Source organism: Aeromonas sobria (assembly GCF_006243315.1).
In the GTDB taxonomy this organism is placed as follows: Bacteria; Pseudomonadota; Gammaproteobacteria; order Enterobacterales; family Aeromonadaceae; genus Aeromonas; species Aeromonas sobria_A.
The window spans coordinates 1-25,028 of the sequence record NZ_NKWE01000051.1 but is presented as its reverse complement, the minus strand read 5'-3'; the positions used below and the strand labels follow the sequence as shown (position 1 = coordinate 25,028).

At 60.0% G+C, this 25,028-nt stretch carries 24 protein-coding genes, 3 tRNA genes and 2 pseudogenes; 6 read left to right on the top strand and 23 right to left on the bottom strand.

Annotated elements, in window-relative coordinates; genetic code table 11:
* The first annotated feature begins 23 nt into the window (after positions 1 to 23).
* Positions 24 to 100, top strand: a tRNA-Met gene (locus CF137_RS17465).
* 88 nt (positions 101 to 188) lie between these two features.
* A tRNA-Met gene (locus CF137_RS17460) sits at positions 189 to 265 on the top strand.
* 50 nt (positions 266 to 315) lie between these two features.
* Here CF137_RS17460 and CF137_RS22000 read toward each other — a convergent pair.
* Positions 316 to 459 (bottom strand): hypothetical protein, encoded by a 144-nt coding sequence (locus CF137_RS22000; protein WP_162515972.1) that lies wholly within the window; start codon positions 457 to 459, stop codon positions 316 to 318.
* On the opposite strand from CF137_RS22000, the gene CF137_RS17455 reads away from it, so the two are divergent.
* Positions 443 to 1,942 carry a M17 family metallopeptidase gene (locus CF137_RS17455; protein ID WP_101316462.1) on the top strand — a complete coding sequence of 500 codons (1,500 nt, stop codon included), beginning with the start codon at positions 443 to 445 and terminating at the stop codon, positions 1,940 to 1,942. The two genes, CF137_RS22000 and CF137_RS17455, sit on opposite strands and share 17 nt — an antisense overlap.
* A gap of 14 nt (positions 1,943 to 1,956) precedes the next feature.
* Positions 1,957 to 2,637: a pyrimidine 5'-nucleotidase gene (gene yjjG / locus CF137_RS17450; RefSeq protein WP_139720651.1), complete on the top strand. Its 681-nt coding sequence runs from the start codon at positions 1,957 to 1,959 to the stop codon at positions 2,635 to 2,637.
* A gap of 114 nt (positions 2,638 to 2,751) precedes the next feature.
* Here the strand turns inward: yjjG and CF137_RS17445 are convergent, their stop codons facing one another.
* Entirely contained in the window at positions 2,752 to 3,459 is a 708-nt protein-coding gene (locus CF137_RS17445; RefSeq protein ID WP_240038565.1) for a substrate-binding periplasmic protein, read from the bottom strand.
* A 382-nt stretch (positions 3,460 to 3,841) separates the two neighbouring features.
* Positions 3,842 to 4,684 carry a hydrogenase nickel incorporation protein HypB gene (gene hypB, locus CF137_RS17440; protein WP_204787383.1) on the bottom strand — a complete coding sequence of 281 codons (843 nt, stop codon included), beginning with the start codon at positions 4,682 to 4,684 and terminating at the stop codon, positions 3,842 to 3,844.
* Between hypB and CF137_RS22315 the strand changes: the two genes are divergently transcribed.
* Entirely contained in the window at positions 4,565 to 4,951 is a 387-nt protein-coding gene (locus tag CF137_RS22315; protein WP_240038564.1) for a hypothetical protein, read from the top strand. The two genes, hypB and CF137_RS22315, sit on opposite strands and share 120 nt — an antisense overlap.
* Here the strand turns inward: CF137_RS22315 and hypA are convergent.
* The 19 genes from hypA to CF137_RS17350 form a co-directional block, all read right to left on the bottom strand.
* Positions 4,929 to 5,270, bottom strand: a complete 342-nt coding sequence (gene hypA, locus CF137_RS17435) for a hydrogenase maturation nickel metallochaperone HypA (protein ID WP_101316454.1) — start codon at positions 5,268 to 5,270, stop codon at positions 4,929 to 4,931. The two genes, CF137_RS22315 and hypA, sit on opposite strands and share 23 nt — an antisense overlap.
* Before the next feature lie 9 nt (positions 5,271 to 5,279).
* Complete coding sequence (gene hypE / locus CF137_RS17430; protein WP_139720645.1) at positions 5,280 to 6,284, bottom strand: hydrogenase expression/formation protein HypE; 1,005 nt, start codon at positions 6,282 to 6,284, stop codon at positions 5,280 to 5,282.
* Between the two features lie 85 nt (positions 6,285 to 6,369).
* Positions 6,370 to 7,482 (bottom strand): hydrogenase formation protein HypD, encoded by a 1,113-nt coding sequence (gene hypD, locus CF137_RS17425; RefSeq protein WP_139720643.1) that lies wholly within the window; start codon positions 7,480 to 7,482, stop codon positions 6,370 to 6,372.
* A complete protein-coding gene (locus CF137_RS17420) occupies positions 7,476 to 7,727 on the bottom strand; it encodes a HypC/HybG/HupF family hydrogenase formation chaperone (protein WP_042871412.1) in 252 nt (83 codons plus the stop codon). Before CF137_RS17420 ends, hypD begins: the two co-directional genes overlap by 7 nt.
* 5 nt (positions 7,728 to 7,732) lie before the next feature.
* Positions 7,733 to 10,159: a carbamoyltransferase HypF gene (hypF, locus tag CF137_RS17415; RefSeq protein WP_139720641.1), complete on the bottom strand. Its 2,427-nt coding sequence runs from the start codon at positions 10,157 to 10,159 to the stop codon at positions 7,733 to 7,735.
* Positions 10,156 to 12,039 carry a selenocysteine-specific translation elongation factor gene (gene selB / locus CF137_RS17410; protein ID WP_139720639.1) on the bottom strand — a complete coding sequence of 628 codons (1,884 nt, stop codon included), beginning with the start codon at positions 12,037 to 12,039 and terminating at the stop codon, positions 10,156 to 10,158. Before selB ends, hypF begins: the two co-directional genes overlap by 4 nt.
* Before the next feature lie 4 nt (positions 12,040 to 12,043).
* A complete protein-coding gene (gene selA / locus CF137_RS17405) occupies positions 12,044 to 13,519 on the bottom strand; it encodes an L-seryl-tRNA(Sec) selenium transferase (protein ID WP_139720637.1) in 1,476 nt (491 codons plus the stop codon).
* A gap of 317 nt (positions 13,520 to 13,836) precedes the next feature.
* Positions 13,837 to 13,928 (bottom strand) — tRNA-Sec (locus tag CF137_RS21935).
* A gap of 213 nt (positions 13,929 to 14,141) precedes the next feature.
* Positions 14,142 to 14,633 carry a hydrogenase maturation peptidase HycI gene (gene hycI, locus CF137_RS17400; RefSeq protein ID WP_139720635.1) on the bottom strand — a complete coding sequence of 164 codons (492 nt, stop codon included), beginning with the start codon at positions 14,631 to 14,633 and terminating at the stop codon, positions 14,142 to 14,144.
* A complete protein-coding gene (locus CF137_RS17395; RefSeq protein ID WP_042871422.1) occupies positions 14,633 to 15,046 on the bottom strand; it encodes a formate hydrogenlyase maturation HycH family protein in 414 nt (137 codons plus the stop codon). The genes hycI and CF137_RS17395 overlap by 1 nt, the downstream gene beginning before the upstream one ends.
* Positions 15,039 to 15,854 (bottom strand): NADH-quinone oxidoreductase subunit B family protein, encoded by an 816-nt coding sequence (locus CF137_RS17390; protein ID WP_125608928.1) that lies wholly within the window; start codon positions 15,852 to 15,854, stop codon positions 15,039 to 15,041. The genes CF137_RS17395 and CF137_RS17390 overlap by 8 nt, the downstream gene beginning before the upstream one ends.
* Positions 15,854 to 16,411 (bottom strand): formate hydrogenlyase complex iron-sulfur subunit, encoded by a 558-nt coding sequence (locus tag CF137_RS17385; RefSeq protein ID WP_125608929.1) that lies wholly within the window; start codon positions 16,409 to 16,411, stop codon positions 15,854 to 15,856. The genes CF137_RS17390 and CF137_RS17385 overlap by 1 nt, the downstream gene beginning before the upstream one ends.
* A gap of 9 nt (positions 16,412 to 16,420) precedes the next feature.
* Positions 16,421 to 18,139, bottom strand: a complete 1,719-nt coding sequence (locus CF137_RS17380; RefSeq protein ID WP_139720633.1) for a hydrogenase large subunit — start codon at positions 18,137 to 18,139, stop codon at positions 16,421 to 16,423.
* Positions 18,140 to 18,204: 65 nt separating this feature from the next.
* Entirely contained in the window at positions 18,205 to 19,158 is a 954-nt protein-coding gene (locus CF137_RS17375) for a respiratory chain complex I subunit 1 family protein (protein WP_101316435.1), read from the bottom strand.
* A gap of 1 nt (position 19,159) precedes the next feature.
* Positions 19,160 to 21,043: a hydrogenase 4 subunit B gene (gene hyfB, locus CF137_RS17370; RefSeq protein ID WP_139720631.1), complete on the bottom strand. Its 1,884-nt coding sequence runs from the start codon at positions 21,041 to 21,043 to the stop codon at positions 19,160 to 19,162.
* A complete protein-coding gene (locus CF137_RS17365) occupies positions 21,043 to 21,738 on the bottom strand; it encodes a 4Fe-4S dicluster domain-containing protein (RefSeq protein WP_139720629.1) in 696 nt (231 codons plus the stop codon). The genes hyfB and CF137_RS17365 overlap by 1 nt, the downstream gene beginning before the upstream one ends.
* 277 nt (positions 21,739 to 22,015) lie before the next feature.
* Positions 22,016 to 22,666, bottom strand: coding sequence for a hypothetical protein (locus CF137_RS17360; RefSeq protein ID WP_139720626.1), 651 nt, complete (start codon positions 22,664 to 22,666; stop codon positions 22,016 to 22,018).
* Positions 22,667 to 22,771: 105 nt separating this feature from the next.
* Positions 22,772 to 23,158: an MAPEG family protein gene (locus tag CF137_RS17355; RefSeq protein WP_139720624.1), complete on the bottom strand. Its 387-nt coding sequence runs from the start codon at positions 23,156 to 23,158 to the stop codon at positions 22,772 to 22,774.
* Between the two features lie 226 nt (positions 23,159 to 23,384).
* Entirely contained in the window at positions 23,385 to 23,942 is a 558-nt protein-coding gene (locus tag CF137_RS17350; RefSeq protein WP_139720622.1) for a hypothetical protein, read from the bottom strand.
* A gap of 682 nt (positions 23,943 to 24,624) precedes the next feature.
* Between CF137_RS17350 and CF137_RS22310 the strand changes: the two are divergent.
* Positions 24,625 to 24,888 (top strand): annotated as a pseudogene (locus CF137_RS22310) (hypothetical protein); the annotation flags it as partial.
* Positions 24,889 to 24,920: 32 nt separating this feature from the next.
* On the opposite strand, the pseudogene CF137_RS17345 reads toward CF137_RS22310, so the two are convergent.
* Positions 24,921 to 25,028: pseudogene (locus CF137_RS17345) on the bottom strand (IS5/IS1182 family transposase); the annotation flags it as partial.

Genomic DNA, 25,028 nt, shown 5'->3' with positions numbered 1-25,028 from the left:
CAGCTTGAGGGTGACAATTCGGACGCGGGGTGGAGCAGCTCGGTAGCTCGTCGGGCTCATAACCCGAAGGTCGTCAGTTCAAATCTGGCCCCCGCAACCAACTTTTTAGTCAGCATGCGATTGTGTAAACAATCGAAAGCAGACAAACGCACTCAAGCCGCTGCTCAGCTTGAGGGTGACAATTCGGACGCGGGGTGGAGCAGCTCGGTAGCTCGTCGGGCTCATAACCCGAAGGTCGTCAGTTCAAATCTGGCCCCCGCAACCAACTTTCAGATAATTCCCTCCTTGTATTACCACTCCCCTGTTATTGAACAATCATCCGCAAGCACTTCGCTCTGTGGTGATTACTGCTATTTCTGACGCTTTTTCAAGACCAAAACTGGTCGTATCGGCCATTTGTTGGGTATCATCAGGTATCTCTTCATGGATGAGGCGCGCTCCTGTGATCACACCTTTCACCTATCTTCCTCCCGCTATTGAAAGCCAGGATGCCACGCTGGCCGAGGCCCTTGCCCAGGGGCTACCGTTGCAGTTGCTGCTGATCGCCGAAGAGCAAAAAGAGGCATTATTGACGCTGCCGGTGTTTGCCGGTGTCAAAATCCAGCTTGCCCTCGGGCAAAAGGCACCCTTTTCCCTGATGCACGGCGCCACGCTGTTGCTGGTGGTATTTGTGGCTGGCAGCGTGACGCGAGACCACCGTCTCTACAAACAGGTCAAAAGCTGGATAGCTCCTCTCTCTGGGCTCAACGTGGAGCGGCTCGGGCTGCATCTGGAAGGTTTTTCCCCTTCTGAACGGGTGATGCTGGCCGAATTGCTATTGTCAGCCTTGCTGGCCGCCAATATTCCGTTGCCGACCAGCAAGCGTCGCAGCGAAAGCAGCTGGAGCTATCAGCAGATCCGGGTCTCACCGGCGGTAGTGCTGGATCTGGCTCGCCTCTACAGCGAAGCGGGGGGCAATGGCTTGGCCCGCCATCTGGCGGTGTTACCGGCTTCCGAGCTGACCGCCGCCAGCTATCGCGAGTTTGTCACTCAGCTGGCGCAGGATGAGGGGTGGCAGTGTCACCACTATGATCAGGCCCAGCTGGCCGAGTTGGGGGCGGGGGCTTTTCTGGCTGTCACCCGTGGCTCGGAAGACAACCAGGGGGCCATGGTCAAACTCAGCTACTACCCGTCCAAGCCAGTGCGCCGCATTGCGCTGGTGGGCAAGGGGATCTGCCATGACTCTGGCGGTTATAACCTCAAGGTGGCTGGCAGCATGTATGGCATGCATCTGGACATGGGGGGCAGCGCGGTGGCGCTGGGCACCCTCTACGCCATCAGCCGAGCTCAATTACCCTACGAGGTGCACTGCTGGCTGGCCATTGCCGAGAACCATATCGGACCTCATGCTTATCGGCCCGGTGAGGTGGTGACCGCCATCAATGGCACCACCATTGAGGTGGTTGATACCGATGCCGAAGGCCGGATGGTGTTGGCAGACGCATTGGCCATGGCGGTACAGGATACCCCTGATCTGCTGCTCGATTACGCCACCCTGACCGGGGCCTGCAAGCGGGCACTGGGTAGCCGTTACAGCGGCGTCTTTACCAACCGCATCGAGTGGTTGCCTGCGCTGGTCAAACTGGGACAGCGCAGTGGCGAGCGGATCTGGCCCTTCCCGCTCGATGATGATTTTGACGACAACATCGAGAGCGAGTGGGCCGATCTGTTGCAGTGTGCGCCTGGCAGTTCGCCGGATCATATCGATGCGGCCCGTTTCCTCGCCCACTTCGTGCCCGAGCAGACCCCCTGGCTGCATTTTGACCTGAGTGGTTTTCGCAACAAGGGGGGCAATGGGGTGGTTTCCAGTGAAGTGACCGGTTTTGGCGTGCGCCTCACGCTGGATCTGCTGGCCGGCCCGCTCGGTAGAGTCGGGCACCATATCTCCGATCTATCTGACTGATAACAAGGACTGCTGTGAAACAACCAAGCTATGACTGGGTGCTGTTCGATTTGGATGAAACCCTGCTCGATTTCCCGGTCGCCGCCGCGCTGACACGTACCCTTCAGCATTACGGTGTGCAAGCCGATGACGCCAGCATGGCGCAGTACCATGCACTCAACCACGGGCTCTGGCAGCAATACAACGATGGGGAGATAGATGCCACTGCATTGCAGCAGACCCGTTTCGCCCTGTTTGCCAAACAGGTCGCTGCCGACCCTATGGCGATGAACAACACCTTTCTGGAACAGATAGTCACGCTGAGCATGCCCCTTGAGGGGGTTATCGAAACCCTGCAACAGCTGCGCAGCAAGGTGCGGATGGGGATCATCACCAATGGTTTCAGCGTCCCTCAGCGGGGGCGACTCGGCAAACTGGGCTGGAGCGAATGGTTTGAGCCGCTGGTGATCTCGGACGAGATCCAGGTGACCAAGCCAGATCCGGCTATTTTCCAGCACACCCTCTCCCTGATGGGGCAGCCTGATCCGGCTCGTGTGCTGATGGTGGGTGACAACCCGAAAACCGATATCGCCGGTGCGGCGGCGCAGGGGCTGGCGACCTGCTGGTACAACCCTGAGCGGCAAGCTGGCGAGTGCGAGGCGACCCACGAGATCCACCACTTCGCCCACCTTGCTGACATTGTGCTGGGGCGCTGACAGGCACAGGTAACCCATCATGTCACCGGTGGTCAAATTGTCTTGGCAAGTCGTAACGAGGGTTGTTTGAGACAGTAAGGGGAGCATCAGCTCCCCTTACTTATTAGCGTTTTCTTATGGATGCAGGGATCCGAACTGGTAGCGATCGAAGATCTGCTGATAGTCGGGGCTCTGTTTCAACTGTTCAATAGCCAGATTGATCCGTTGCAGTTGCGCCTCTGTGGTGCTTTGTTTGCTCAGCATCAGGTGAACCGGTGTTAGCTCGATACGCAGCAGAATATGCAGCTCATCCCGCAACTCATCTTTATTAGTCCACTCCTGCAGCCCGTGGGGATCGAGAATAAATCCCTGGATCCGCCCCCCTTGCAACATCTTCAACAGCTGCTCCAGCCGCAGGCGCATTTGCAGGCGGGGCTGCAGCTCGGGCCGAGCCATCAACTGGCGGAAGGTATTGCCGTAATCAAAACCCTTGAGCACCCCGATATGAAAGTCGGGGGTGTTGATCAGTTGATCCAGGGTGGTGATCCCGCGCCAGCGTTCGGCATCTTGCCGCCGGATGACGATGGCCGTCTCCTCTTCCCGATAGGGGTGGCTGAAGCGGGCATATTGCTGCCGCTCGGTGGTGATATTGGCGGACATCGCCAGTTGAACCGTGCCGAATTTCAGCTCGTGCAGCACCCGAGCCCAGGGCATTTCCGTGAATGTGGCCTGATAGTTGGCCCGCTGGAAGATGGCGTTGAGCAGGTCGATGTCCAGTCCGCGGATCTGCTGCTGTTCATTGCGATAGCTGAAGGGCTGCCAGTTGACCCAGCCGACGACCAATGACTCCTGTGCCGTAGCCTGGCAACACAAACACCATAACAACAAGAGTCTGTACACAACGCACCCCTCGAACCAGCTGATACAGTTGAGTATTGGACAGGAACGATGGAGTAACCAGTGTTGAGGAGTGACGGTTGAGGGTTGAGCACAGACACAGACGCGCAGCCCTTACAGAGCGTGGGTGTGAAATTAGCCGGTGGTTATGTCAGAGGCTTATCTCTTCCCAGTGAGAGGGCTGGACTGCAGCAAGGAAAAATGAATCAAGGGAATAAAAACAGTGCCAGTCAGGTTTAACTGACTGGCACTGGCTTGATGGCTCGTTCACTCACTTGCTAGCAAGATGTGACTGCAACTGTCATGGATACAGTGGCATCACACTGGCTCAGGCAGTGGCCAGCCAGTTGAGCCAGGCATCCATCCCTTCACCAGTGGTGGCGCTGACCTGGATCACCTGAATATAGGGGTTGACCCGTTTGGCGTTCTCGATGCAGCGGGCCACGTCAAAGCTGACGTAGGGCAGCAGATCGATCTTGTTGATCACCATCAGCTGGGCGGCGGCGAACATGTCCGGGTATTTGAGGGGTTTCTCTTCCCCCTCGGTGACGGAGAGGATCGCCACCTTGTACTTCTCGCCGAGATCGAAGCTGGCGGGGCAGACCAGATTGCCCACGTTCTCGATAAAGAGGATGCCGCCTTCGTTGGCGGGTAGCTGGTGGCAGGCGTCGTGAACCATTTTGGCGTCCAGATGGCAGCCCTTGCCGGTGTTGATCTGCACGGCAGGGACGCCGGTGGCACGGATGCGATCCGCATCGGCGCTGGTCTGCTGATCCCCTTCGATCACCGCGCAGGGGCGCTTGTCGGCCAGCTGGCGCAGGGTTTCGCACAGCAAGGTGGTCTTGCCTGAACCCGGGCTCGATACCAGATTCAGCACCAACTGGGCCGCTTCGTCGAAGTGCTCGCGGTTGTGGGCCGCCAGCGCGTTGTTCTTGGCCAGCACATCCATCTCGATGGCGATCAGCTGACGCTGCCCCATGCCGGGGACCGACAATCCCGCTTCCCCTTTGCCATAGTGCAGATCACCCTGCTGATGGTCATGGTCATGGTCATGGTCATGGTCATGGTTATGGCTGTGATCATGGGGATGAGCGTGGGAATGGCCGTGGTCATGAGAGTGGGCATGATCATGATGATGGTCGTGGGGGTGATCATGACCCTCTGCACTCATGGGTGCCCGGACGCAGTGGTAGTGATGATGGACATCACCCTGATGGTGATAGTGGTGGTGAATGATCAGGGTGCGCGGTGCGCTCTGCGCGTGGTCATGATGGTGATGTGCGTCATGAGCATGATGATGGCCGTGCTCATGAGCATGTTCATGTTCATGGTCATGATCGTGGGTGTGGGCATGGTTGTGATCATCTTCATGGCCGGCGATCCGCGCCTGGCCGCATCCGCATACGCTACACATATCAACTTACCTCGATGTCGGTGATGCGCAGGCTATCGCCCTGCGCGACTCGTAATTTGTATCCGCCACACCCGGGACAGGCTTGCCCGCGCTCGGTGAGGGTGACCGTCTTGTTGCAGTCGTAACACCAGGCCTCTGCCGCCTGGTGCTGAAAGTGGAGCTGGGCCCCCTCGACGACGGTGCCCTTGGCGGCGGCCTCGAAACAGAAGGCAATGGTGTCCGGGTCGACGCAGGAGAAGCTGCCGACCTCGAGCCAGAGGGCGGTCACCTTGTTAAAGCCCCGTTGGGTGGCCTGTTCGGCTGCCAGATCGATGGCGGCCATGGCCAGAGACATTTCGTGCATGGTGATTCCTTAACAGATCCGCGGGAGGAGCTCTCCCTGCGGCAGCTCCAGATAACGGCGGCTGCCCCAGGGGTTATTGAGGATCACCTTGTGGCGATCACTCGCCTGCACCACGCCGATCTGGCTGGCGGCGGGGTTGAATTGCCGCAAGATGCCCAGTGCGTCCTGCGCCTGTTCGGCAGGCAGGGCCAGTACCATGGTTCCCTCGTTGGCGAGATCATGGGGCTCGAAGCCGTAGAGCTCGCACAGGCCACGCACCGGATCGCAGACCGGAATGGCGGACTCCTCCAGCTCGATGGCCACCTGGGAGGCAGTGCTCCATTCATTCAGCACGGCGGCGAGGCCACCGCGGGTGGCATCGCGCAGGGCGTGAGGTGTAAGTCCCGCCTGCAGCAGCGCTTCTACCTGCGGCCAGAGGGTGGTGCAGTCGCTTTTCAGATCAGATCCCAGCTGCAGGGCGTCACGGGCCATCAGGATGCAGGCGCCGTGGCTGCCGATATCCCGCGACACCAGAATGGCGTCACCGGCCTTGAGGTTTCGCACCGAGATACCCCGGCTCTGCTCAGGCAGCGGAAAGGTGCCGACTCCGCTGGTGTTGATAAAGATTTTGTCGGCTGCCCCCTTGGGCACCACCTTGGTGTCGCCGCAGACGATGCGGGCGCCGCTCTTGGCCAGCTCTGCAGCCATTGATTCGACGATGCGAGTGAGGTCCGAGTAGGGGAAGCCCTCCTCGATGATAAAACTGCAGCTCAAATACTCGGGCTTGGCCCCCATCATGGCCAGATCGTTGACCGTGCCAGCGATGGCCAGCTTGCCGATATCGCCCCCCTCGAAGAACAGCGGCGAGACGGTAAAGCTGTCGGTGGTGAAGGCGACGGGGCCGTTTACCGGCAGCAGGGCGGCATCTTCACCGCGCAGCAGGATCTCGTTGCCAAAGTGGCGAAAGAAGAGCTGGTTGATCAGCTGGTTCATCTCGACACCGCCGCCGCCGTGGCTAAGTTGGATTTCTCTCATCGGGTCTGGTTCTCCACTAGATTGCCGAAACAGGCTGGTTCATCTCCACTCATCACCCGACCGCCGTGGCTTAACTGAATTTCTCTCATTGGATCCCCATATATCGGTAGTAGGCATTGCAGGCCCCTTCGGAGCTGACCATGCAGCTGCCCATGGGCTGGGTCGGGGTGCAGCCCCGGCCAAAGACGTTGCACTGGTTGGGCTTGGCCAGTCCGCGCAGGATATCGGCGCACTGGCACGCCTTGTGGTCATCGATGGGGGTCTGGCTGAGCGCAAAGTGACGCTCCGCATCGCGCTTGGCAAACGCATCGCGCAGGCGCAGGGCGGAGGCATTGATATCCCCCAGACCTCGCCAGCGAAAGTGCTCGCGAGTCTCGAAAAAGCGCTCGACCAACCGCTGGGCGGCTTTATTGCCGCTGGCAGTGACAGCGCGGGTGTACTGTACCTCCAGCGCGTAGCGACCTTCCACCTTCTGGCGCACCATCATCAAGAGTGCCTCCATCACATCCACCGGCTCGAAGCCGCTCACCACCACCGGCACCTGATAGCGTTGGACTATGGGCAGGTAGATATCGGCGCCGGTGATGACGCTAACGTGAGAGGGGCCGATAAAGGCGTTCACCTTGGCGACCCCGTCAGCCATCACCGCGTGAATGGCAGGGGGCACCAGCACATGGTTGATATGAAACAGCAGGTTATCGACCCCTTGCTCTTCAGCCGCTGCCAGCAAGGCGGCGGTCATCGGGGTGGAGGTTTCGAAACCGATGGCAAAGAAGACCACGGTTTTTTCCGGGTTCTCGCGGGCGATACGCAGGGCGTCGAGGGGATCATAGACCGGGCGGATATCGCTCCCCTTGGCCCGCTGTTGGGCCAGGGTGCCCTTGGAGCCCGGCACCCGGATCATGTCACCCAGGGTGACCAGAATGACGTTGGGTTGGCGGGCCAGCTCGATGGCCTGATCGATGCGCTCTTTGGGCATGATGCAGACCGGGCAGCCGGGGCCGTGGACAAACTCGATGCTGGCCGGCAGCAGCTGGTGCAGGCCGTACTTCATGATGGTGTGGGTATGGCCGCCGCACACCTCCATCACCCGCAGCGGTTCGGGGAGTAATTTGGCCAGTTCGGTAATTTGGGCGGCGAGGGCGCGGATGACGTCGGGCTGACGAAAGCCCTGAAAGAGATCATTGAGTGTCAGCATGGCAAGATATCCTGATCGGGCATCAGGGCCACCATCTGGCGGAAGCTCTCGAGGCTGGCCTGCGCCTCCTCTTCGTCAATCTTGCTCATCACAAAGCCGATATGGAGCAGTACATAGTCGCCAAGGTTGAGTGGCTCTTCGAGCAGCATGCAGCTGACGCGCCGCTGCACCCCCAGGGTATCGACGGTGACGCAGTTATCTTCGGGGTGCAGCTGCACCACCTGAGAGGGTATGGATAGACACATGGATTTCAGGACTCCGACAAGGTGGCACAACCGGTTGTGACAGGCTGATGCGTGGCAAGATGGTGGATGGCAAACCAGAGCTGACCGGCGGCGATGCCACCGTCATTGAGCGGCAGGGTTTCGCTGGTCAATACCTGCCGTCCGGCCGCTTCGAGAGCGGGCACCAGCAGATCCATCAGCACCCGGTTTTGAAACACGCCGCCCCCTAGCGCCACCGGATAACCGGGGAAGCGCTCGGCCAAGGCGATGACCAGAGCGCTGATGGCGCGGATAAAACCGGCCGCCAGGCGGGCGGTGGAGGTGCCTTTGCGCCGCTCGCTGATAAGCAGATTGAGCAGCTCTGCCCACTCAATAAGTAGTGGTCCCTCTGCTGGCTGTTTCAGGCCAAAGGCGAGGGGGAAGGGCAATTCATCGGGGTTAAGCTGCAAGGCAGCCGCCTCCAGCAAGAGTCCCGCTTCGCCCTCGTAATCCGGGGTATCGATCACCCCCAGCAGCGCCGCCACGGCATCGAACAGCCGACCGATGGAGCTGGTGTAGGGGGCGTTGCGACCGAGATGCCAGAGCTGGTGCAGGTTGCTGATCCGCTCAGGTGGCAACGTGTTGATCAACGGAATATCGAGGGTGCTGATCTGCTCCACGCTATACGACTCGAACAGCAGCCCCAACAGCTGGCGTACCGGCTCGCGGATAGCCGCCTCGCCGCCGATCAGCTTGAAAGGCTGGAGGTGGGCAACCCGTGTAAAGCCCTGCACGTCTGCGATCAGCAGCTCGCCACCCCAGAGGGTGCCGTCATCCCCAAGGCCGGTGCCATCGAAGGCAAAACCCAGCACCGGGCCAGTAATGTCATGTTCGGCCATCACAGCCAGCAGGTGGGCGTGATGGTGCTGCACCTCGAGATGGGTTGCACCCTGATCATGGCAATAGCCCTTGGTCCACTGGTGGCTGAGATAGCCCGAGTGGCAGTCCGACACCAGCAGCTCGGGCTTGAGATCGTAGAGATCGCGAAAGGTGGCGAGGGTCTGTTCGAAGTGGCCCTGCATCGGCAGGCTGTGCAGATCGCCGATATAGGGGCTGTAGATGCGCTGGCGGCCGAAGGCGAGCGCCAGCTGGTTCTTCTGCTGCGCCCCGACCGCCAGCAACGGCACCTTGACCGCCTGTTTCAGGCTGGGGGTGCAGGGGGCATAACCGCGGGCGAGACGCAAAGTTTGCCGCCGTCCGCCTGCCCACTGCACCAGACTGTCGTCGCAAGGGTGCAGTATGGGGCGGTTGTGATCCAGGATGCCGTCAATCTCGCCCCCGAGCTCCCTGACCACAGACTCGCACTCGATAAGGATCGGGCTGCCGCGGCCATTGGCACTGGTCGCTACCAGTGGCATGGCGCAGGCGTCCAGCAGCAGCTGGTGCAGCGGGGTATAGGGGAGCATGACACCGAGGTAGGGGATGCCGGGGGCGATCCCCTCGGCCAGCGGCGTGGCTGACTGTCCAGATTCTGAGAGCCGATCATCGTTTTTGCGTTTGCGCAGCAGGGTAATGGGTCTGGCCTGAGAGGCGAGCAGCTGCCACTCAGCTTCGCTGCCGGTGACATGCAATTTGGCCTCGGCAAGGGAGCCCATCATCACCGCCAGCGGCTTGCGTTCGCGCCGCTTGAGTGTTCGCAATCTGGCAACACTCTGTTCATTACGGGCATCACATATCAGGTGATAACCCCCCATCCCCTTGACCGCAATCAGCGCTCCTGTTTGCAGGGCGCGGGCGGCGGCGTGCAGCGCATCCTCCCGCTCGACCAGCGCATCACTACGGCCGCTGCGCCAGCTGAGATGGGGCCCGCACTCGGGGCAGCTCACCGGCTGGGCGTGGTAGCGCCGATCCAGCGGGTTTTCATAGGCCACCGCGCAGCGCGGGCACATGGCAAAGCCCGCCATGGCAGTGTGGGGGCGGTCGTAGGGGAGGCGGCGGATGATGGTGTAGCGCGGGCCGCAGTGGGTGCAGTTGGTAAAGGGGTAGTGGTGATGGCGATCTGCGGGGTTGGCCACATCCGTGGCGCACGCCTCGCACATCCCCTGATCCGGCGAGATGGCGACCGTGGCGGCGCTCTGCTGCTGGCTCGCCTTGATATGAAAGGCGCCGTCGTAGTCGGGATTATCTTCTTGGGGAAGCTCCCGCTCGCTGAAGTGATCGATGCGGCTAAGCGGCGGTGCCAATTCCCGCAGTTCGCGGGCAAAGCTGGCCAGTTGCTCGGGGGAGCCTTCCGCACCAATGGTGACGCCGTTGGCATCGTTCAAGACATAGCCGGTAAGGCCGTGGCGCAGCGCCAGCCCGTAGACGAAGGGGCGAAAGCCGACCCCCTGCACGATACCGTCGATATGAAATTCACGGCGCAGTCGGGTGGCCACAGGATTGGAAGAGCCAGAGGGGGTGATGGCAGCGCTCATGCCGGCTCCATCTCATCTTGAGTGGCTGGCAAACGCAGCACCCGCCGCTCGTTCTCCTCGCGCCGTACCCAGCCATCCATCTCCATGCGCAGGCAGAACGGAATGGCGTATTTACGCGACAAACCGGTGATCTCCTTTAAGGATGCCATGTCGATCAGATCTCCCACCTGCTGGCCCGCCAGCACGGCGGCGACCATCTGGTTGTAAAGCACGGCGTCGTAGTAGATGGGGCCATCGAGCTGCACCAGATACTTGAGTCGCGCCAAGTTGCGCAGCTGCTTTTGCAACGCGCCTTTTTGTTGCAAGCCCTGCTGCAGGGCCGCGGGCAGCTTGCGGGTGATAAAGGGATCCAGCTCCACGCCGCCGGGGCCCAGTTTACCGGGCTCGTAACCCTCCTTGCCTTGATCTCGCACTACTTTGAGCACCAGCAGCGCCTCTTCCCCCAAATCATCTTCCGACTCGCCGCTGCCCGGCTGCCACTTGTCATGGTGCAGGCGAACAAGCTGCTCACCTTTGAGCTGCTGGAGCAGGGCCTGAGTGACCGGCAAGGCGATACCAAAGCGGGTCGCAAGCTCGGCGGCACTGAGCGGTTCGCTGGCCAGGGTGGCGAACAGTTGGTCGCGGCTTTGAGCCAGCCAGTGGTTGTCCAGCAGCCAGTCACCGAGAGGGGTGACCTGCTCGGGGCGCTGGTCAAAGCGGCTGGCCAGTACATAGCCATTGAGCCCCAACTGCAGGGTGGCGGGGTTGTAGTGTTCCAGCGGATCTGGCAGTTCGCCCAGCAGGGCGTGCAGCGCCTTGCGTCTGGCGGGGTGGATATCGCCGCACCAGACGATGCGGGCGCCGTGCAGCAGTTCGCTGCTGCCGTGGCGAATGATGGCGAGCGGCTGGCCGAAAAAGCAGGGGATGGGGCTGGTAAAGATCAGCCGCGCCAGCCGGGTCTCTTTTATTGGTACAAAGCGCGCCCGGCCATGCCAGCTGCCGAGGGCTACCTCTACCTCCTGCGTGCGAAGCGTCTTGGTGCTCAGGCGCTCGCCGTTGAGCCGCACGATAAGGTGGGTCGCCGCCTCGCACTGGCCAGCGGCACTGGTGAGGCAGTGGCCGCGAGCCACCTCCTTGTGGGGCACTTTTTTCAGGCCCACCGCCACCCGACAGACGGCGTTAATCTCATCGACGTTCTGGTGATAGGCCTGCAGGGAGCGCACCTGCACTTCCCGATCAGCGGGGTAGAGGCGCAGCTTGTCCCCTACCTTGAGGCTGCCCTGCTGCAAGGTGCCGGTGAGCACGGTACCGGTGCCGTTGGCGGTAAAGACCCGGTCTACATACAGTCGGGGAGCGCCCTGTTCACGGGCAGCGTGCGATGCTGGTAGAGCGGCAAGCTGGCCCACTATGGCGGCGTGCAGGGCGGCCATATTGGCGCCGGTTTTGGCGCTGACGCTGACGATATCGGGCACCATGCCGCTCTCGTCCATCACCCGCTCCAGCAGGCTCTCCTCAAGGAGTGCCAGCTCGTCGGGGGAGACCAGATCGCACTTGTTGATACAGACCAGCAGGCGCGGCACCCCCATCGCCTTGAGCAGGCGCAGGTGATCGCCGGTCATCGGCATCCACCCCTCATCGGCGGCGATCACCAGCAGCACCAGATCCAGACTCCAGAGTCCCGCCACCATGTTGCGGATATAACGCTCGTGGCCGGGCACATCGATGACGCCTATGGTGTTGCCCTGACCGTCGTCAAAGTGGGCAAAGCCGAGATCCTGGGTCATGCCGATGGCCTGCTCGTGGGCGCGGGCGGTGGTGATGCCGGTGAGGGCCTTGATCAGCAGGGTCTTGCCGTGATCCACGTGGCCAGCAAGGCCGATAACGGCGCGATAGGGGGTCATGGGATCAGGGCTCCTCAGTTGCATTGATCGGGGCGGGCAACAGCAACTCGTTAAGCTGGGCGATCAGCAGTTCCATCTCGGTCGGCAGCAGGGTCGCCATATTGAGCAGCACCTTCTGCTGGCGCACGGTGGCGATGACCGGCATCGGCAGTTCCCGCAGGGCATCGAGCAGCTGCTGGGCCGGACGCGAGTCGGTACATTCGAGCGCAGGGGCCGGGTAGAACTCGTCCGGCAGGGTGCCGCCGCCCACCACCAGCTGGGCGGGGACCGGCACAAAGCAGCCGGGCAGGGCGGCCATCAGCTGGGAGGCTCTCGCCTGCATGGCGGCCGGGTTGCTCAAGGTGCGCTGGGCGATGCCCTCGCCGATGGGGGACTTGTTGAGCTTGTGGATGAGCAGGCGTTCCAGCAGGGAGTAGACGATGCGGCTCGGGCGGAAGGTGCGCATCATGGGGTGTTTTTCCAGCCGCTTGATAAGGTCGCTGCGGCCACTGATGATGCCCGATTGCGGGCCCCCCAGCAGCTTGTCGCCGGAGTAGCAGACCAGATCCGCCCCCGCCTTGATGTACTGGCGCACCGAGGTTTCGTCCGGTGCAAACTCTTCGGTAGTCAAGCCGGAGCCCTGATCTACCGCCAGCACTACATGTTCGGGCAGGGCGCGGGCCACCTTGCCGATATCGGGGGATTCGGTAAAACCGCGAATGGCGAAATTGGATTTGTGTACCATCAGCACCAGCGCGGTCTGATCGGTGATGGCATCGAGGTAATCCTTGGCGGTAGTGATATTGGTGGTGCCCACCTCCACCAGTTTGGCGCCGGAGAGCGCCAGAATGTCGGGAATGCGAAAGCCGCCGCCAATCTGGATCTGCTCGCCGCGCGAGACGATCACCTCGCGCCCCTTGGCTATCTCCTGCAGCAGCAAAAAGAGCGAGGCGGCGTTGTTGTTGACCACCAGCGAATCTTCGGCCTGGGTGAGGCAACGGAGCAGGGGGGCGATCAGCCCCTTGCGCCTGCCGCGCTTGCCGGTGGCGAGATCCAGCTCCAGATTGTTGTAACCGGTGTTGAGGTCACGCACCTCGTCCCACAGCTCATGACTTAACGGCGAACGTCCCAGATTGGTGTGCACCAGGGTGCCGGTGGCGTTGATCACCCGAGTCTGACGCTGGCGCAACTGCTGCTGGCAGCGCTTGGCAATCAGCGCCTCGATTTGCTCGGGGGTGACGCCATGCTGGCGAAACGCCTCGCTCTGGCGCAGTTCGCTCAGGGCATCGCGCACCGCCTGGGTCACCAGCGGGCGGCTCAGTGCCTCGATATAACTGGCGAGAAAAGGTTGCTGCAGCAGCTGTTCCACTTGTGGCAGACGGCGTGTTTGTTGCTGGCGGGGCTGTGGCCGTGAATCTGGCAGTGAATCGTCGGCAGTCGGGCGTGATTCTGGCTGGCTGCGGGAGTGGGCGATGGCTGGCGCGTGAGACGGGTTCGGCATGGGATTACCAGGGCAGTGCGTGGGTTTGATATGCACACCGGTTTGCCGATAGAGAGGCCGAGCTGACGGGTTATGGCACTGCTGGCGGTTTGCGGATTGCTGCAAACATGGTGCATAAGTTAGCGCGAATAAATTAATGCGTCATTTATGCTGAAAAATTCATTTTTGGCCAGCGTGATAACCTGTGTTCGGATTATATTGGCAAGCGGCAAGCACCTTTTACTAAGGTATTATTTTAAACATATTGAACAAGCGATAAAACATAAATGCCAGACCGATAAAGATCAGCGAGATGGCATTTGTTCAATAGATTAAATTGGCGGAAGAGGCAGGAATCGAACCTGCCAAAGCCTTCTCGGCTCACATCGGTTTTGAAGACCGAGGAGGCCACCAGACCCCATCAACTTCCGTAATGGCCGCCATTTTGTGGCAAATTTCTGTGACTGGCAACGCTTTTTTCGTGATAAAAAAGCGAGAGTTAGCGATTTTTTGAAAAATTAAAAGAACCTTGTTTTATATCAAGTTCAACACAATTAGCCCGATGTTTTTAATTTAACATCGGGCCGTGATCACATTGCCGGAACCCTTGGTCAATAACGGTCGTTAACAACTCGATAAATAGTTATCGCCCGGCGTTGGCAATATTCCACTGGTCCAGTTGTTCTATTAACAAGCTGGTATCTTTGGCGGCATCAAGATGCTGATAAAGATAATCCATCGCCTCGCTCACCATCTCGGTCATCGGGAAGGAGAAGGCGACAATGGCCGGTTGTACCCCGACAAAGATCACCTCGGGGACAAAGGTTTTGAGCTCGTCGATCAGGAAATTGAGCGGCATATTGTGGGTCGAGAAGATAAACATCTCGGCGATGGTCTCGGGAGGGATCACCTGCAGGGTGCCCGCCTTCTCGCCGATCTCGGCGGCATCCACCAGCACCACCCGCTCCGGTTGCAGCTCCCGCACCTTGTAGACCGCATTTTCCGGCGCGATGCCGCCATCGATATGGATCCAGCCGGGCAGGGGGGCGGCTTGCAGCTTGTCCGCCAGATAAGGGCCGGCACCGTCGTCCCCCATCATGGCATTGCCCACGGTCAACACGAGATTGCAGCCCATCAGCGGCTCCTTACCATCAGGTACATATGGGGATCGTTATAGAGGGCGGTGAGCTGATCCATAAAGGTATTGGTCCAGCTCAACTCCTGCTCATCGAGCACGCCTTCGGCTTTGCGCAACCGGTCGAAGGCGCAGGCCAGCATGTGGCAGTGCTCGCGATAGATGGTGATCTCGCCAAAGGTGAGAAATCCCTCCATCTTGCGGCGCGCCTCGCTGCCGGTTGGCAGCTTGGCCACCCAGTCGCGATAACCCGTTAGCGGGCAGACCAGATCGGCACTGAGGCAGTCGACAATGCCGAGGTGATGGCCAATGGCGAGGCTGTAGTACATCACCTCTTTCGCCTCCTCGGGTACGTCGAACTGCTCATCCACAAACTTGCGGGAGAGGCGGTAGAAGAAAACCTGATCAGCCATGCACGGCCTCTCCCTTGCCTGCTGCCCGGTTGAGGCAGGCGTTGGCCAGGTTGTTGACGATCTCCGACAGGCGCGGGTCGTTATGCTGATCGAGATAGCTCTGGATGCGCAGATCCACATCCTGCTGGGTCGCCCCTTCGAGCAGCGCCATGAACTCGTCGGCGATGATCTGTCCCTGACGGTAACCGGCCATGCGGCGCGCTTCGCGCTCGATCATCACCCGGATTTCATTGGGGATGCCGGTGTGGCGCAGCTCGACCCGCACTCCCGGTTGCACTTCGTGGCTGGTGGCGGTCAGTTTCTGCTCAAGCAGACCGAGCGCCACCGCAAAGCCGTAGATGGTGGCAGCTGGCGTGGGGGGGCAGCCCGGAATATAGACATCCACCGGCACGATTTTGTCGGTGCCGCCCCAGACGCAGTAGAGGTCGTGGAAGATGCCGCCGTCACAGCCGCAGGCGCCGTAGGCGATGCAGATCTTGGGATCGGGGGCCGCTTCATAGGCGCGCAGGGCCGGTACCCGCATCGCCCGGGTCACCGCGCCGGTAAAGAGCAGGATGTCGGCGTGACGGGGGGAGGCGACCACCTTGATGCCGAAGCGCTCGGCATCGAACAGCGGGGTGATGGTGGCGAAGATCTCGATCTCGCAGGCGTTGCAGCCGCCGCAATCGACCCGATAGACATAGGCCGAGCGGCGAATGTCTTTGAGCAGGGTCTTCTTGAGTTTGGTGATCTCGGGATCCTGTGCCAGTGGCACGGCGCGGGTATGGGCATGGCCGACAACCGGTTCTATGCCTTTGATCTTGCTCATCACATCCACTCCTGTTGTGTGGTAATCGGTGTGGCAATCGGTGTGGTCATGGCCGAGTCAGGCTGGCTCAGCATGCTCTGTTTTCGTTTGCAGTCGGGGCAGTGGTGCAGCCGCTCAGGGGTAGCCAGCGGCGTGCCTGCCTGCTTGAGGGTGTCCTCCACCAGTGCCACCAGTTTGCTCGGGGCAAAGTAGGTGCCGCACAGGGTGCAGGGGGCCAGCGCGAAACGGGCCTCCTCATAGAGATCGGCCTTGTTGGTCACCGCCAGCTCGAACTCGGGAGAGAGGGCGATAGCATGGGTCGGGCAGACCTCTTCGCAGCGGCCGCAGAAGATGCAGCGGGCCATGGAGATCTCCCAGCGTCGCTCGCCGGTCTCCATATCGACCTCCATCACCAGCGCGTTGGCCGGGCAGGCTTTGGTGCAGGCGGCGCAGGCGATGCACTGATCCGCCTGATATTTCGGTTTGCCGCGAAAATCCCGGTTCACCTCGTAAGGGGCGAAGGGGTACTTGGCGGTCGGTGTGCCAGCCTTGAGGATGGTCTTGAACAGCTTGATCATGATGACCCCTTACTTGAGCGGAGAGTTTTTGCGGTCGATACCGTAGCGCTCGATCTCCTTGTAGGAGACCACGGTGGACTTGCCCTTCTTGGGGTCGACCAGGGTGACCCGATCGGTACAGGAGTAGCAGGGATCCAGGCTGCCGATGATCAGCGGCGCATCGGCGACGGTATTGCCACGCAGCATGTAGCGCAGGGCGGGCCAGTTGGCGTAGGTGGCGGCGCGGCAGCGCCAGCGGAACAGCTTCTGGTTGTCGCCGGTCATGCTCCAGTGGACGTTCTCGCCACGGGGCGCTTCGGTAAAGCCCAGCGCAAACTTGCCCGGCTGATAGGTGAACCCTTCGGTGAGCAGTGGCCCTTCCGGCAGGTGCTCAAGGCCGAACTCAATCATGTCGAGGGAGTCGTAGAGCTCGTGGATGCGCACCAGCACCCGGGATTGCACGTCGCAACCCGCCAGGGTCTGGATCTCCATCGGCAGCTCGCGATAGGCAGCAAAGTCGTGGACCCGGCGCACGTCGCGCTTGAAGCCGCTGGCCCGCACCATGGGGCCGACGCAGCTGAAATCGCGGGCGATTTGCGGGTCGAGGCGGCCTATCCCCACCAGACGGGAGGTGATGTTGGCGGTGTCGAGCAGCATGGCCACCAGCGGTTTGAGCTCATCACGGAGCTCGCGCACCAGCTGGGCGCCCTTGATGCGATCTTCCTTGAAGATGTCGCGGCGCACCCCGCCAATCAGGTTGAGGCCGTAGGTCTTGCGGGCGCCGGTCAGCAGCTCGGCCAGAGTCATGGACTTTTCCCGCACCCGGAAGAACTGCATAAAGCCGGTGTCGAAACCGGTGAAGTGGCTCGACAGGCCGATGTTGAGGATGTGGCTGTGCAGGCGCTCCACCTCCAGCAGCACGGCGCGGATCATCTTGGCCCGCTCAGGCACCTTAATGCCCATGGCGTTCTCCACCGAGGTGGTGTAGGCGACGCTGTGGGTGAAGCCGCAGATGCCGCAGACCCGGTCGGTCAGGAAGGCCACTTCGTTGTAGCCCATGCGGGTTTCCGCCAGCTTCTCCATGCCGCGATGGACATAGAAGAGGCGGTAGTCGGCGTCGATGATGTCTTCCCCATCGACAAACAGACGAAAGTGACCTGGCTCGTCCGAGGTGATGTGCAGCGGGCCGACCGGCACGATACGGTTGGCCTCACTGCCCAGTTCATTGACGAAGGGGTAGGTCTCGGTGTCGGTGGTGGGCATCGGGCGCTGGCGATAATCCATGGCGTCTTTGCGCAGCGGGTGGATATCCTCCGGCCAGTCATCCGGCAGCACCAGACGGCGTTCGTCCGGCAGGCCGACGGCGCGCAGGCCGTACATGTCGCGGATCTCCCGCTCGCCCCACACCGCCGCTGGTATGGTCGGGGTGATGGAGGGGTACTCCTGCTCGATGGCGTTGACCAGCACCTTGACGGTGATCCAGCTCTTGGTGTCGCCCTCCATGGAGAAGACGTGGTAGACGGCGAAGTGGCCGTTGAGGCTGCGCTCGTCATTGGCAAACGAGACCGAGAGCCAGCCGCCCTGCTTGTGGAAGATCAGGCTGGTGAGGGCCACCAGATCGGTGGGCTTGACGGTCAGGGTGGCCTGATCGGCGGTCTGCCACTGCTCGTCGATGATGGCGTGGGGCAGTTGCTGTCGCAGTTGCTGGATATAGTCGCAACCGATGCGATCCGAAATGGCGATGGTCATGCAGTTCTCACTTTAAATTCGCAAATGATGAAATCGAAAAAAGCAGCTGTGATGGCGGGCATGAGTTATACCCCGACCAGATAGGCGAGCAGCGCCAGCAGGGCCAGCCCCAAGCCATAGCGGGTGAGCTTGTGGGTGCGCACGAACTGGGTGCGGGCCATGGAGTTCTCGATAATGCCCGCAAGTCCAAATGCCACCAGCAGCTTGCAGAGCAGGATCAGGGTTGCCAGCGCCAGTGCGGGCAGGCTCCAGTTTGCCGCCTTGCCGAAAGGCAGGAAGATCACCAAAAAGAGCTGCACCACCACTAGCTGCTTGAGGCCCATGCTGAGCTTGAGCAGGGCCAAACCGGCGCCCGAGTACTCGGTGAGCGGCCCTTCCTGTAGCTCCTGCTCGGCTTCGGCGCAGTCAAACGGCAGCTTGCCCATCTCCACAAACACCGCGAAGGCACAGGCGCCCCCCGCCAGCAGGGTGGCGATGGGGGCGGCCAGCGGCTGGGTGGCCACATAGCTGCTGATGTTGCCCAGATCCGAACTGCCCACCATCATCGCCATGATGAAGCAGGCGAGCATCAGAATGGGCTCCACCAGAATGCCCAGCGTCAGCTCGCGGCGGGCACCAATACCTGCAAACATGCTGCCGCTGTCGAGCCCCGCCAGGGAGAAGAAGAAGCGGAATATGGCGAACAGGTAGATGTCGGTGATGAGATCCCCGGCGATAGGAAAGGGGGACTCGTGGGTCAGGGTCGGCAGCGCCATCGCCACCAGCAACAGGGCGGCGATCAGCAGCGCCGGCATCAGGTTGAAGATGATGCCGGCAGGCTCCGGGGTCACCTCCTGGCGGCGCAGGAGCTTCCCGATATCCCGGTAATCCTGCAGCAGGCCCGGCCCCTGACGGGAGTGCATTTTAGCCCGCAGCACCCGGTTGAAACCGGTGGCCAGCGGCGCCAGCGCCAGCATGGCGATGGCCTGGGTCAGGGCGAGGGCAACCATGCCCCAGCTCGGCATTTCAAGAACAGGCATATCAGACTCCTACAGCCATCAGGATAAAGAGCGCCAGCACCAGGCCGTGCAACAGCCAGCCAGCGGCAGAGGGAGACTCGCTCACCCCGTCCAGAGCAGTGGCCAGATCAAGCTGGGGCTGTTTGCGATAGAGCGGGGCACAGAGTTGGCGCAGGGTGTGGGTGACACCGCCGGAGGTGAGGCTCATGCGCTCTTCGTAGGCGTAACCGCAGGCCCAGGGAGTACCGGCGTGACGACGACCGAGCTTGGGCCCCTTGAAGATGGCCACGACCAGCAGCGGGATCAGGAACAGACCCAGCAATGTGATGGCAATCACCGGCGGGGAGAGGATCGCCTGGCTGCTATCGAGCGGCAGCAGGGTGGCGCCAGTGGCCACGCTCATCTGGCCCATGAGGTGAGAAGAGACGAGGGCCTGACCGTAGCCGCTGACAAAGGGGGCAATCCAGGGCGCGCCCAGACCCAGCACCAGACAGACCGCCGCCAGCAGCAGGGTGCCTGCCACCATGGCATTGGGTACTTCGCGGGCCTGACTCGCTTTTTCGCTACGCGGGGCACCGCAGAAGCAGATGCCATACACCTTGACGAAACACATCACCGCCATGGCGCCGGTCACCGCCAGCATCACCACCGCCAGCGGGGCAACGACGGAGGTGCCGAGCTTGGTCATAGAAAGTAAGGCCTGATAGATAAACCACTCGCTGACAAAGCCGTTCAGCGGCGGCAGCGCCGAGATGGCCATGGCACCGATGAGGAATGCCAGCGCGGTCCAGGGCATCAGCTTGGCCAGGCCACCCATCTTGTCCATGTCACGGGTGTGGAGACGGAACATCACAGATCCGGTGCCCATAAAGAGCAGGCTCTTGAAGATGGCGTGGTTGAGCAGGTGATAGAGCGCGCCGAGCAGCCCCAGCACCACCAGCGCCGGTTGCTGGTTGGCGATGCCGATCATGCCGATCCCCATCCCCATCAGGATGATGCCGATGTTCTCCACCGTGTGGTAGGCGAGCAGCCGCTTGAGATCGTGCTCGGCGAGCGCAAACAACACCCCGAGCACTGCCGAGCAGGCACCGAAGATCAGCACCATGTAGCCCCACCAGAGCTGGCTGGCGCCGAGAAAATCGATGCTGACTCGCAAAATGCCGAACAGGCCGAGCTTCACCATGACGCCAGACATCAGCGCCGAAATATGGGAGGGGGCGACGGGCTCTGCCACCGGCAACCAACCGTGCAGCGGCACGAAACCGGCGCGCAGGCCAAAGCCGCAGAAGCTGAGCAGGAACACCAAGGATGCCAATCCCCCCGCCAGATGGTGCTCACGCAGCGCGGCGAACTCCAGCGAGCCGCTGTCGCGGCAGAGCAGCCAGAAGGCGACCAGTACCAGCGCCATGCCGATATGGTTCATCACCAGATAGAGGCGGCTCTGTTTGGCGGCATCGGGGTTGGTCTTGACCAGCCAGTAGGTGGTGAGGGTCACCAGCTCGTAGCAGAGCAAAAAGCCCAATGCATTGTCGGCCAGCACCATGCCCACCATGGCGAACAGGAAGAGGTTCATCAAGACGCCGATGGCCACATCCCCCTTGCCCTGATATTCGCGAATATAGGCAAAGGAGTAGAGAGAAACGGCGACGCCGACCAAGGTGATCACCAGCAGCATCAGTGCAGCGAGCATATCCAGATGGACCGAGCCCAGCAGCCAGATCTGGCCATCGATCGGTGCATCTTGGGCCAGCGCCTTGATAGCGGCAACAACACCGACCAGCGAGCCCAGCAGGGCGAAGCCACTATTGAGACGGTTTGCCAGCCAAGGCTGCTTTTGCAGCATCAGACCGGCAGCAGCGCCCAGCAAAAAGAGCAGGAGCGTGGCCATAACAAGGGGGGACAACATCAGCAGGATCCCTCAGTGATTGAAGCGTCGGGTGAAACCGGCGCAGACGTGGCGGTCGAGCAAGACGCGGTCGTGCAAGGAGAGGCCGAGAATGCGGGGGCACCTTGCGGGTGAGCATTGGCCGCTTGCAGGCGGCGATCGCGGGCGGCGTTGGCGCAGGCAGTGTCGTTGACCATGCTCAACGACTGGGAGGGGCAAGCCTCGATGCAGGCGGGGCCGCCCGTGCGAAACTCGCAAAGGTCACATTTGACCGCGATGCTGCGCACGCCCGGCTCCCAGCTCAGCAGATCCTCGCCAAAGCAGCGCAGACCGGCGGAGGTGGAGGGGTTGCTGGAGCGGATGGAGCAGGGAATATAGGTGTCGTAGCTGTTGGCCATGGCCACCGGACGGCTGCCACCGCTCTGGATGGCACCGAACGGGCAGGCCACGGCGCAGAGGTTGCAGCCGATGCAGAGCGACTCGTTGAGCTGCACGCAATCGCCGGTCTGGGCAATTGCCTCGACTGGGCACACCTTGATGCAGGGGGCATCGTCACAGTGACGGCACTGAACCGGCATGGTCGCCTGCTCGTGTCGCATAACGGTTAAACGGGGGGCTTGCTGCAAACCTTGCGCCTTGTGAACCGTACTGCAGGCCGCCATACAGGTGCCACAGCCAATACAAAGCTTGGGGTCAGCGATAACGAAGCGGTTCATAGCCTACCTTGTCGTGTCGCGAACGGAGAGAATAGGGGCAGGTTGGCAAAATACGGGCCAGATTGGCTATGGGCGAGAAAATGGATTTAAGATTATGTTTTAAAAGGGATTTAAAATTCGTGTCGCGCCGTGACGAAGAGGCCGAATGGTGTCGAAATGTGACGTTCGTCACTTGTGACGAAGGGCGGGAGAGGGATCGTCACATAGGCAGTAAACGAGTGGTCTATAGATTTTGCGGCGATGCCAATCGGCTTGATGAAGGGCTGCGAGAATAGCGCTAGATGGCTGAAAGATACTGCTTTTGCATCGTCAGCCAGCGGCCGTTGTTGATCAACACCAACTGCACCTTGAGCAGGGCCGCAATATCCGCACGGTGCTTTTTATCGAGGTAGAGAAAGACCTGCTCTTTGGTGATCTTTTGCCAAGGGGTGGCCAGCGCAGGTTGATAGGCGGCGCGCATCTTGATGATCCAGTCCACTTTGCCTCTGTGTAGTTGGGCAAGGCCCTGCTTCTCATCGTTTAACCAGATGACCTGATAGTTGCCGAGGTAGCGTTCGCACCACTGGATGCCACGCAGGCAGCCAATCACGGCCCCTTTGGCAGGGGGCCAGCTCGGATTATCCCTTGGTTGGCCATAAATCGCCGCTTCCGAGATGGGGGCGCCGACCTGCAGCAAGTGGGGATGGGTCTGATCAAAGCCCTTGATGCGAGCCATGTCGCCATCGACCGCATTCACTGACTCAATCAGCCTCTCGCAGCGTGCGTAAGTGCAGGGGATCAATTGAAAGTCGATACCCGCCCGGCCAAACCAGTCATGAATAAAAGGGCGCAATATCGCGGTGTACTCGACCGCTGACGCCAGCTTTAGCGGGGTTGCGTGGGCAAAGGGAGTCAGCCCGACCAGCAGTAACCAGCCAATCCACTTCATATCGCACTCCTGAACCGGGCTTAGTTATTAAGCAGATGTGTTGCGATGACTGCCAAGAAGAATAGGGCAACCCGACCGTGCCGCAGTTTATCCGTGACGGCTGAGTCAGGGTAGCAGCGCCGTGATCAGGATATGGGCTGCGCTCACCAGGATCACCGTGAAGGTCAGCCCCATTCCCGCTACCCGATAACGAAAGTTCTCCGGCGTGCGGCTCATACCAAAGGCGTGGCAGAAGCGGCCAAGCAACAGGGCACTCCCCAGTAGATGGATAAGCCAGGGGGACTGGCTGCTGGCTTCGACAAAATAGATCAGCAGCAGGGCGAGGGGGACATACTCGGCAAAATTGGCATGCACCCGCATGGCTCGCAACATGGCGGGATCATCCCCGTGCCCCAGCGCCACCTTGCGGCTATGGCGGGTACGAATGGTGCGGATGCTCAGCAACATAAACAGCAGGGCGAGCAGGGCCGCGTAAACAGGCAGAATGGTCATGGTATCTGGCTCCCGGTGTGATGATGGCGAGTGGTAGGCGTTGAGTGAAGCTAATTGCTTGGTGTCTCAATGGCTTGCCTCTGAGGGTAGCAGCAAACTGCAGCAGCACGTCCGCCATCTATTCGCTCGCCATCAAGCATGCGCGGGCGCAAAACAAACAGCCCTGCCGGTGTGGCAGGGCTGTTTGTTGACCGTGTTGCTGGTGCGCAGCACGTGCGCCCCGCCATTAACCCTCGTAAGGGAGGGAGGAGTGGTGCAGCACGATGCGCACCTTGCCATCATCCCCCTTCTTGAAGCCCCAGGTCTTGTCGACCGTGGTCTCCTTGTTGTCGCGATCCACCAGATGCACCTTGCCCATGGTCAGTGCCATGTCGCCGTTGATATAGACGGCGGCATTGTCATAGCGGTAGCTCTGCCAGTTTTTCAGGGCAAATCCTTTGTCGGTGGGGTAGACAGTGTTGTGGCCGACAAAGTAGGCCAGCGCCCCCTCGCGGTGGGTGCGGAAGGTCTGCTCGCCACCGGCAAGGGTCGGTTTGAACAGCACCGGCCCCTGCTGGTAGCCGTAGGCGCTGTCGAGCACCGACTCGGCGGTCGCCTTGGCGCGCTCAATCCCACCGGCGCGATAGTCATCGCTGATCTTGATCAGCGCCGCGCCCCAGCCATCCTGCGCGGCCTTGATCTCGGCCTCGGTAATATTGTTGTTGGTGATTTCGGCGGCGCTGAGTGCACCACTGGCGGCAAGCAGGACGAGGGCAAGGGTGCTCTTCTTGAGGTGCAACATCATTGTTTTCTAGCTCCTGATAGCGATAAACGAGCGGGCAGTGTAGCGAAGGGGCATGAACGGTTTTTGAACTGACTATTCAGGATTGGGTAGCAAAAAGTTAGGTATATAGCTGAAGGTTTGGGTGTTTGTTCGGTGGCGTGTGGTGCCTGTTCGATCGATAAGGTGAGGGGCAGGTTACAGAGATGAGTGACCCAGAGGTCGATACTTCTCTAGACTGCGGAGCTCAATGCTTAACTTAAATTGCAATGGTTAAACTCTTGTGATTTAGCAACAGAAGTGCAAGTGGTAACTGTGCTTACTCGTATTCTTTCGTCTTGTAATGCTGATCTTCATCAAAAAAGTAGAAACAACCCTGCGCAATAGATAACTTTTTACTCACTAAGCTTGTTTGCGTTTGATACCCTGCAAGTCGACTTGGCTACTTGTTGCAAGGCAACAGAAGCGTGTTGGATGGTGATGCTCTTTTAAATCCGGTCAAGCGTAGCACACACGGTTCTGCAAACCCGTGCTGTAGCCATAACGTTTAGTTAGAAGCTGGGCACAAGGAGGGTGGCCTATTCTTAGATAGGAGATATATAAATGATGTTGTCAATAAAAGTTTAAGATATGATTAGGTTTTTCTATGGCGTACTATTTATTTTAGTTTGTTGATAACAATAGCGGTATTATTTAGGGGGTTGTTTTGTCTAAAGAAACATTACTGCAAGAGTATGATCATAATGAGGATCTTTACGCTCAATTTTCAACCTCAATAGAATCATTAATAAATAGACTGCTGAGTGCCTCTAATATAAATGCGCATTCAATAACTGCCCGAGTTAAAGACCGATCTAGTCTAATAAAAAAGATTGATAAAAAAGATAAATATCAATCTTTATCTGAGTTAACAGATATTGTGGGAATTAGAGTTATTACACATTATTCTGATGAAGTTGATAAAATCGCAAATGTTATTGAGCAAGAATTTAGGGACTGTCGTCATAAGATCGAGGCCCACAAGTATGTGCAGCGGATCTGCACCGCTGCCACAAACGAGCCAGTGTTTTTGGCGTATCTTGTCGCAATTCCTCGCCATTGTTTCAGATG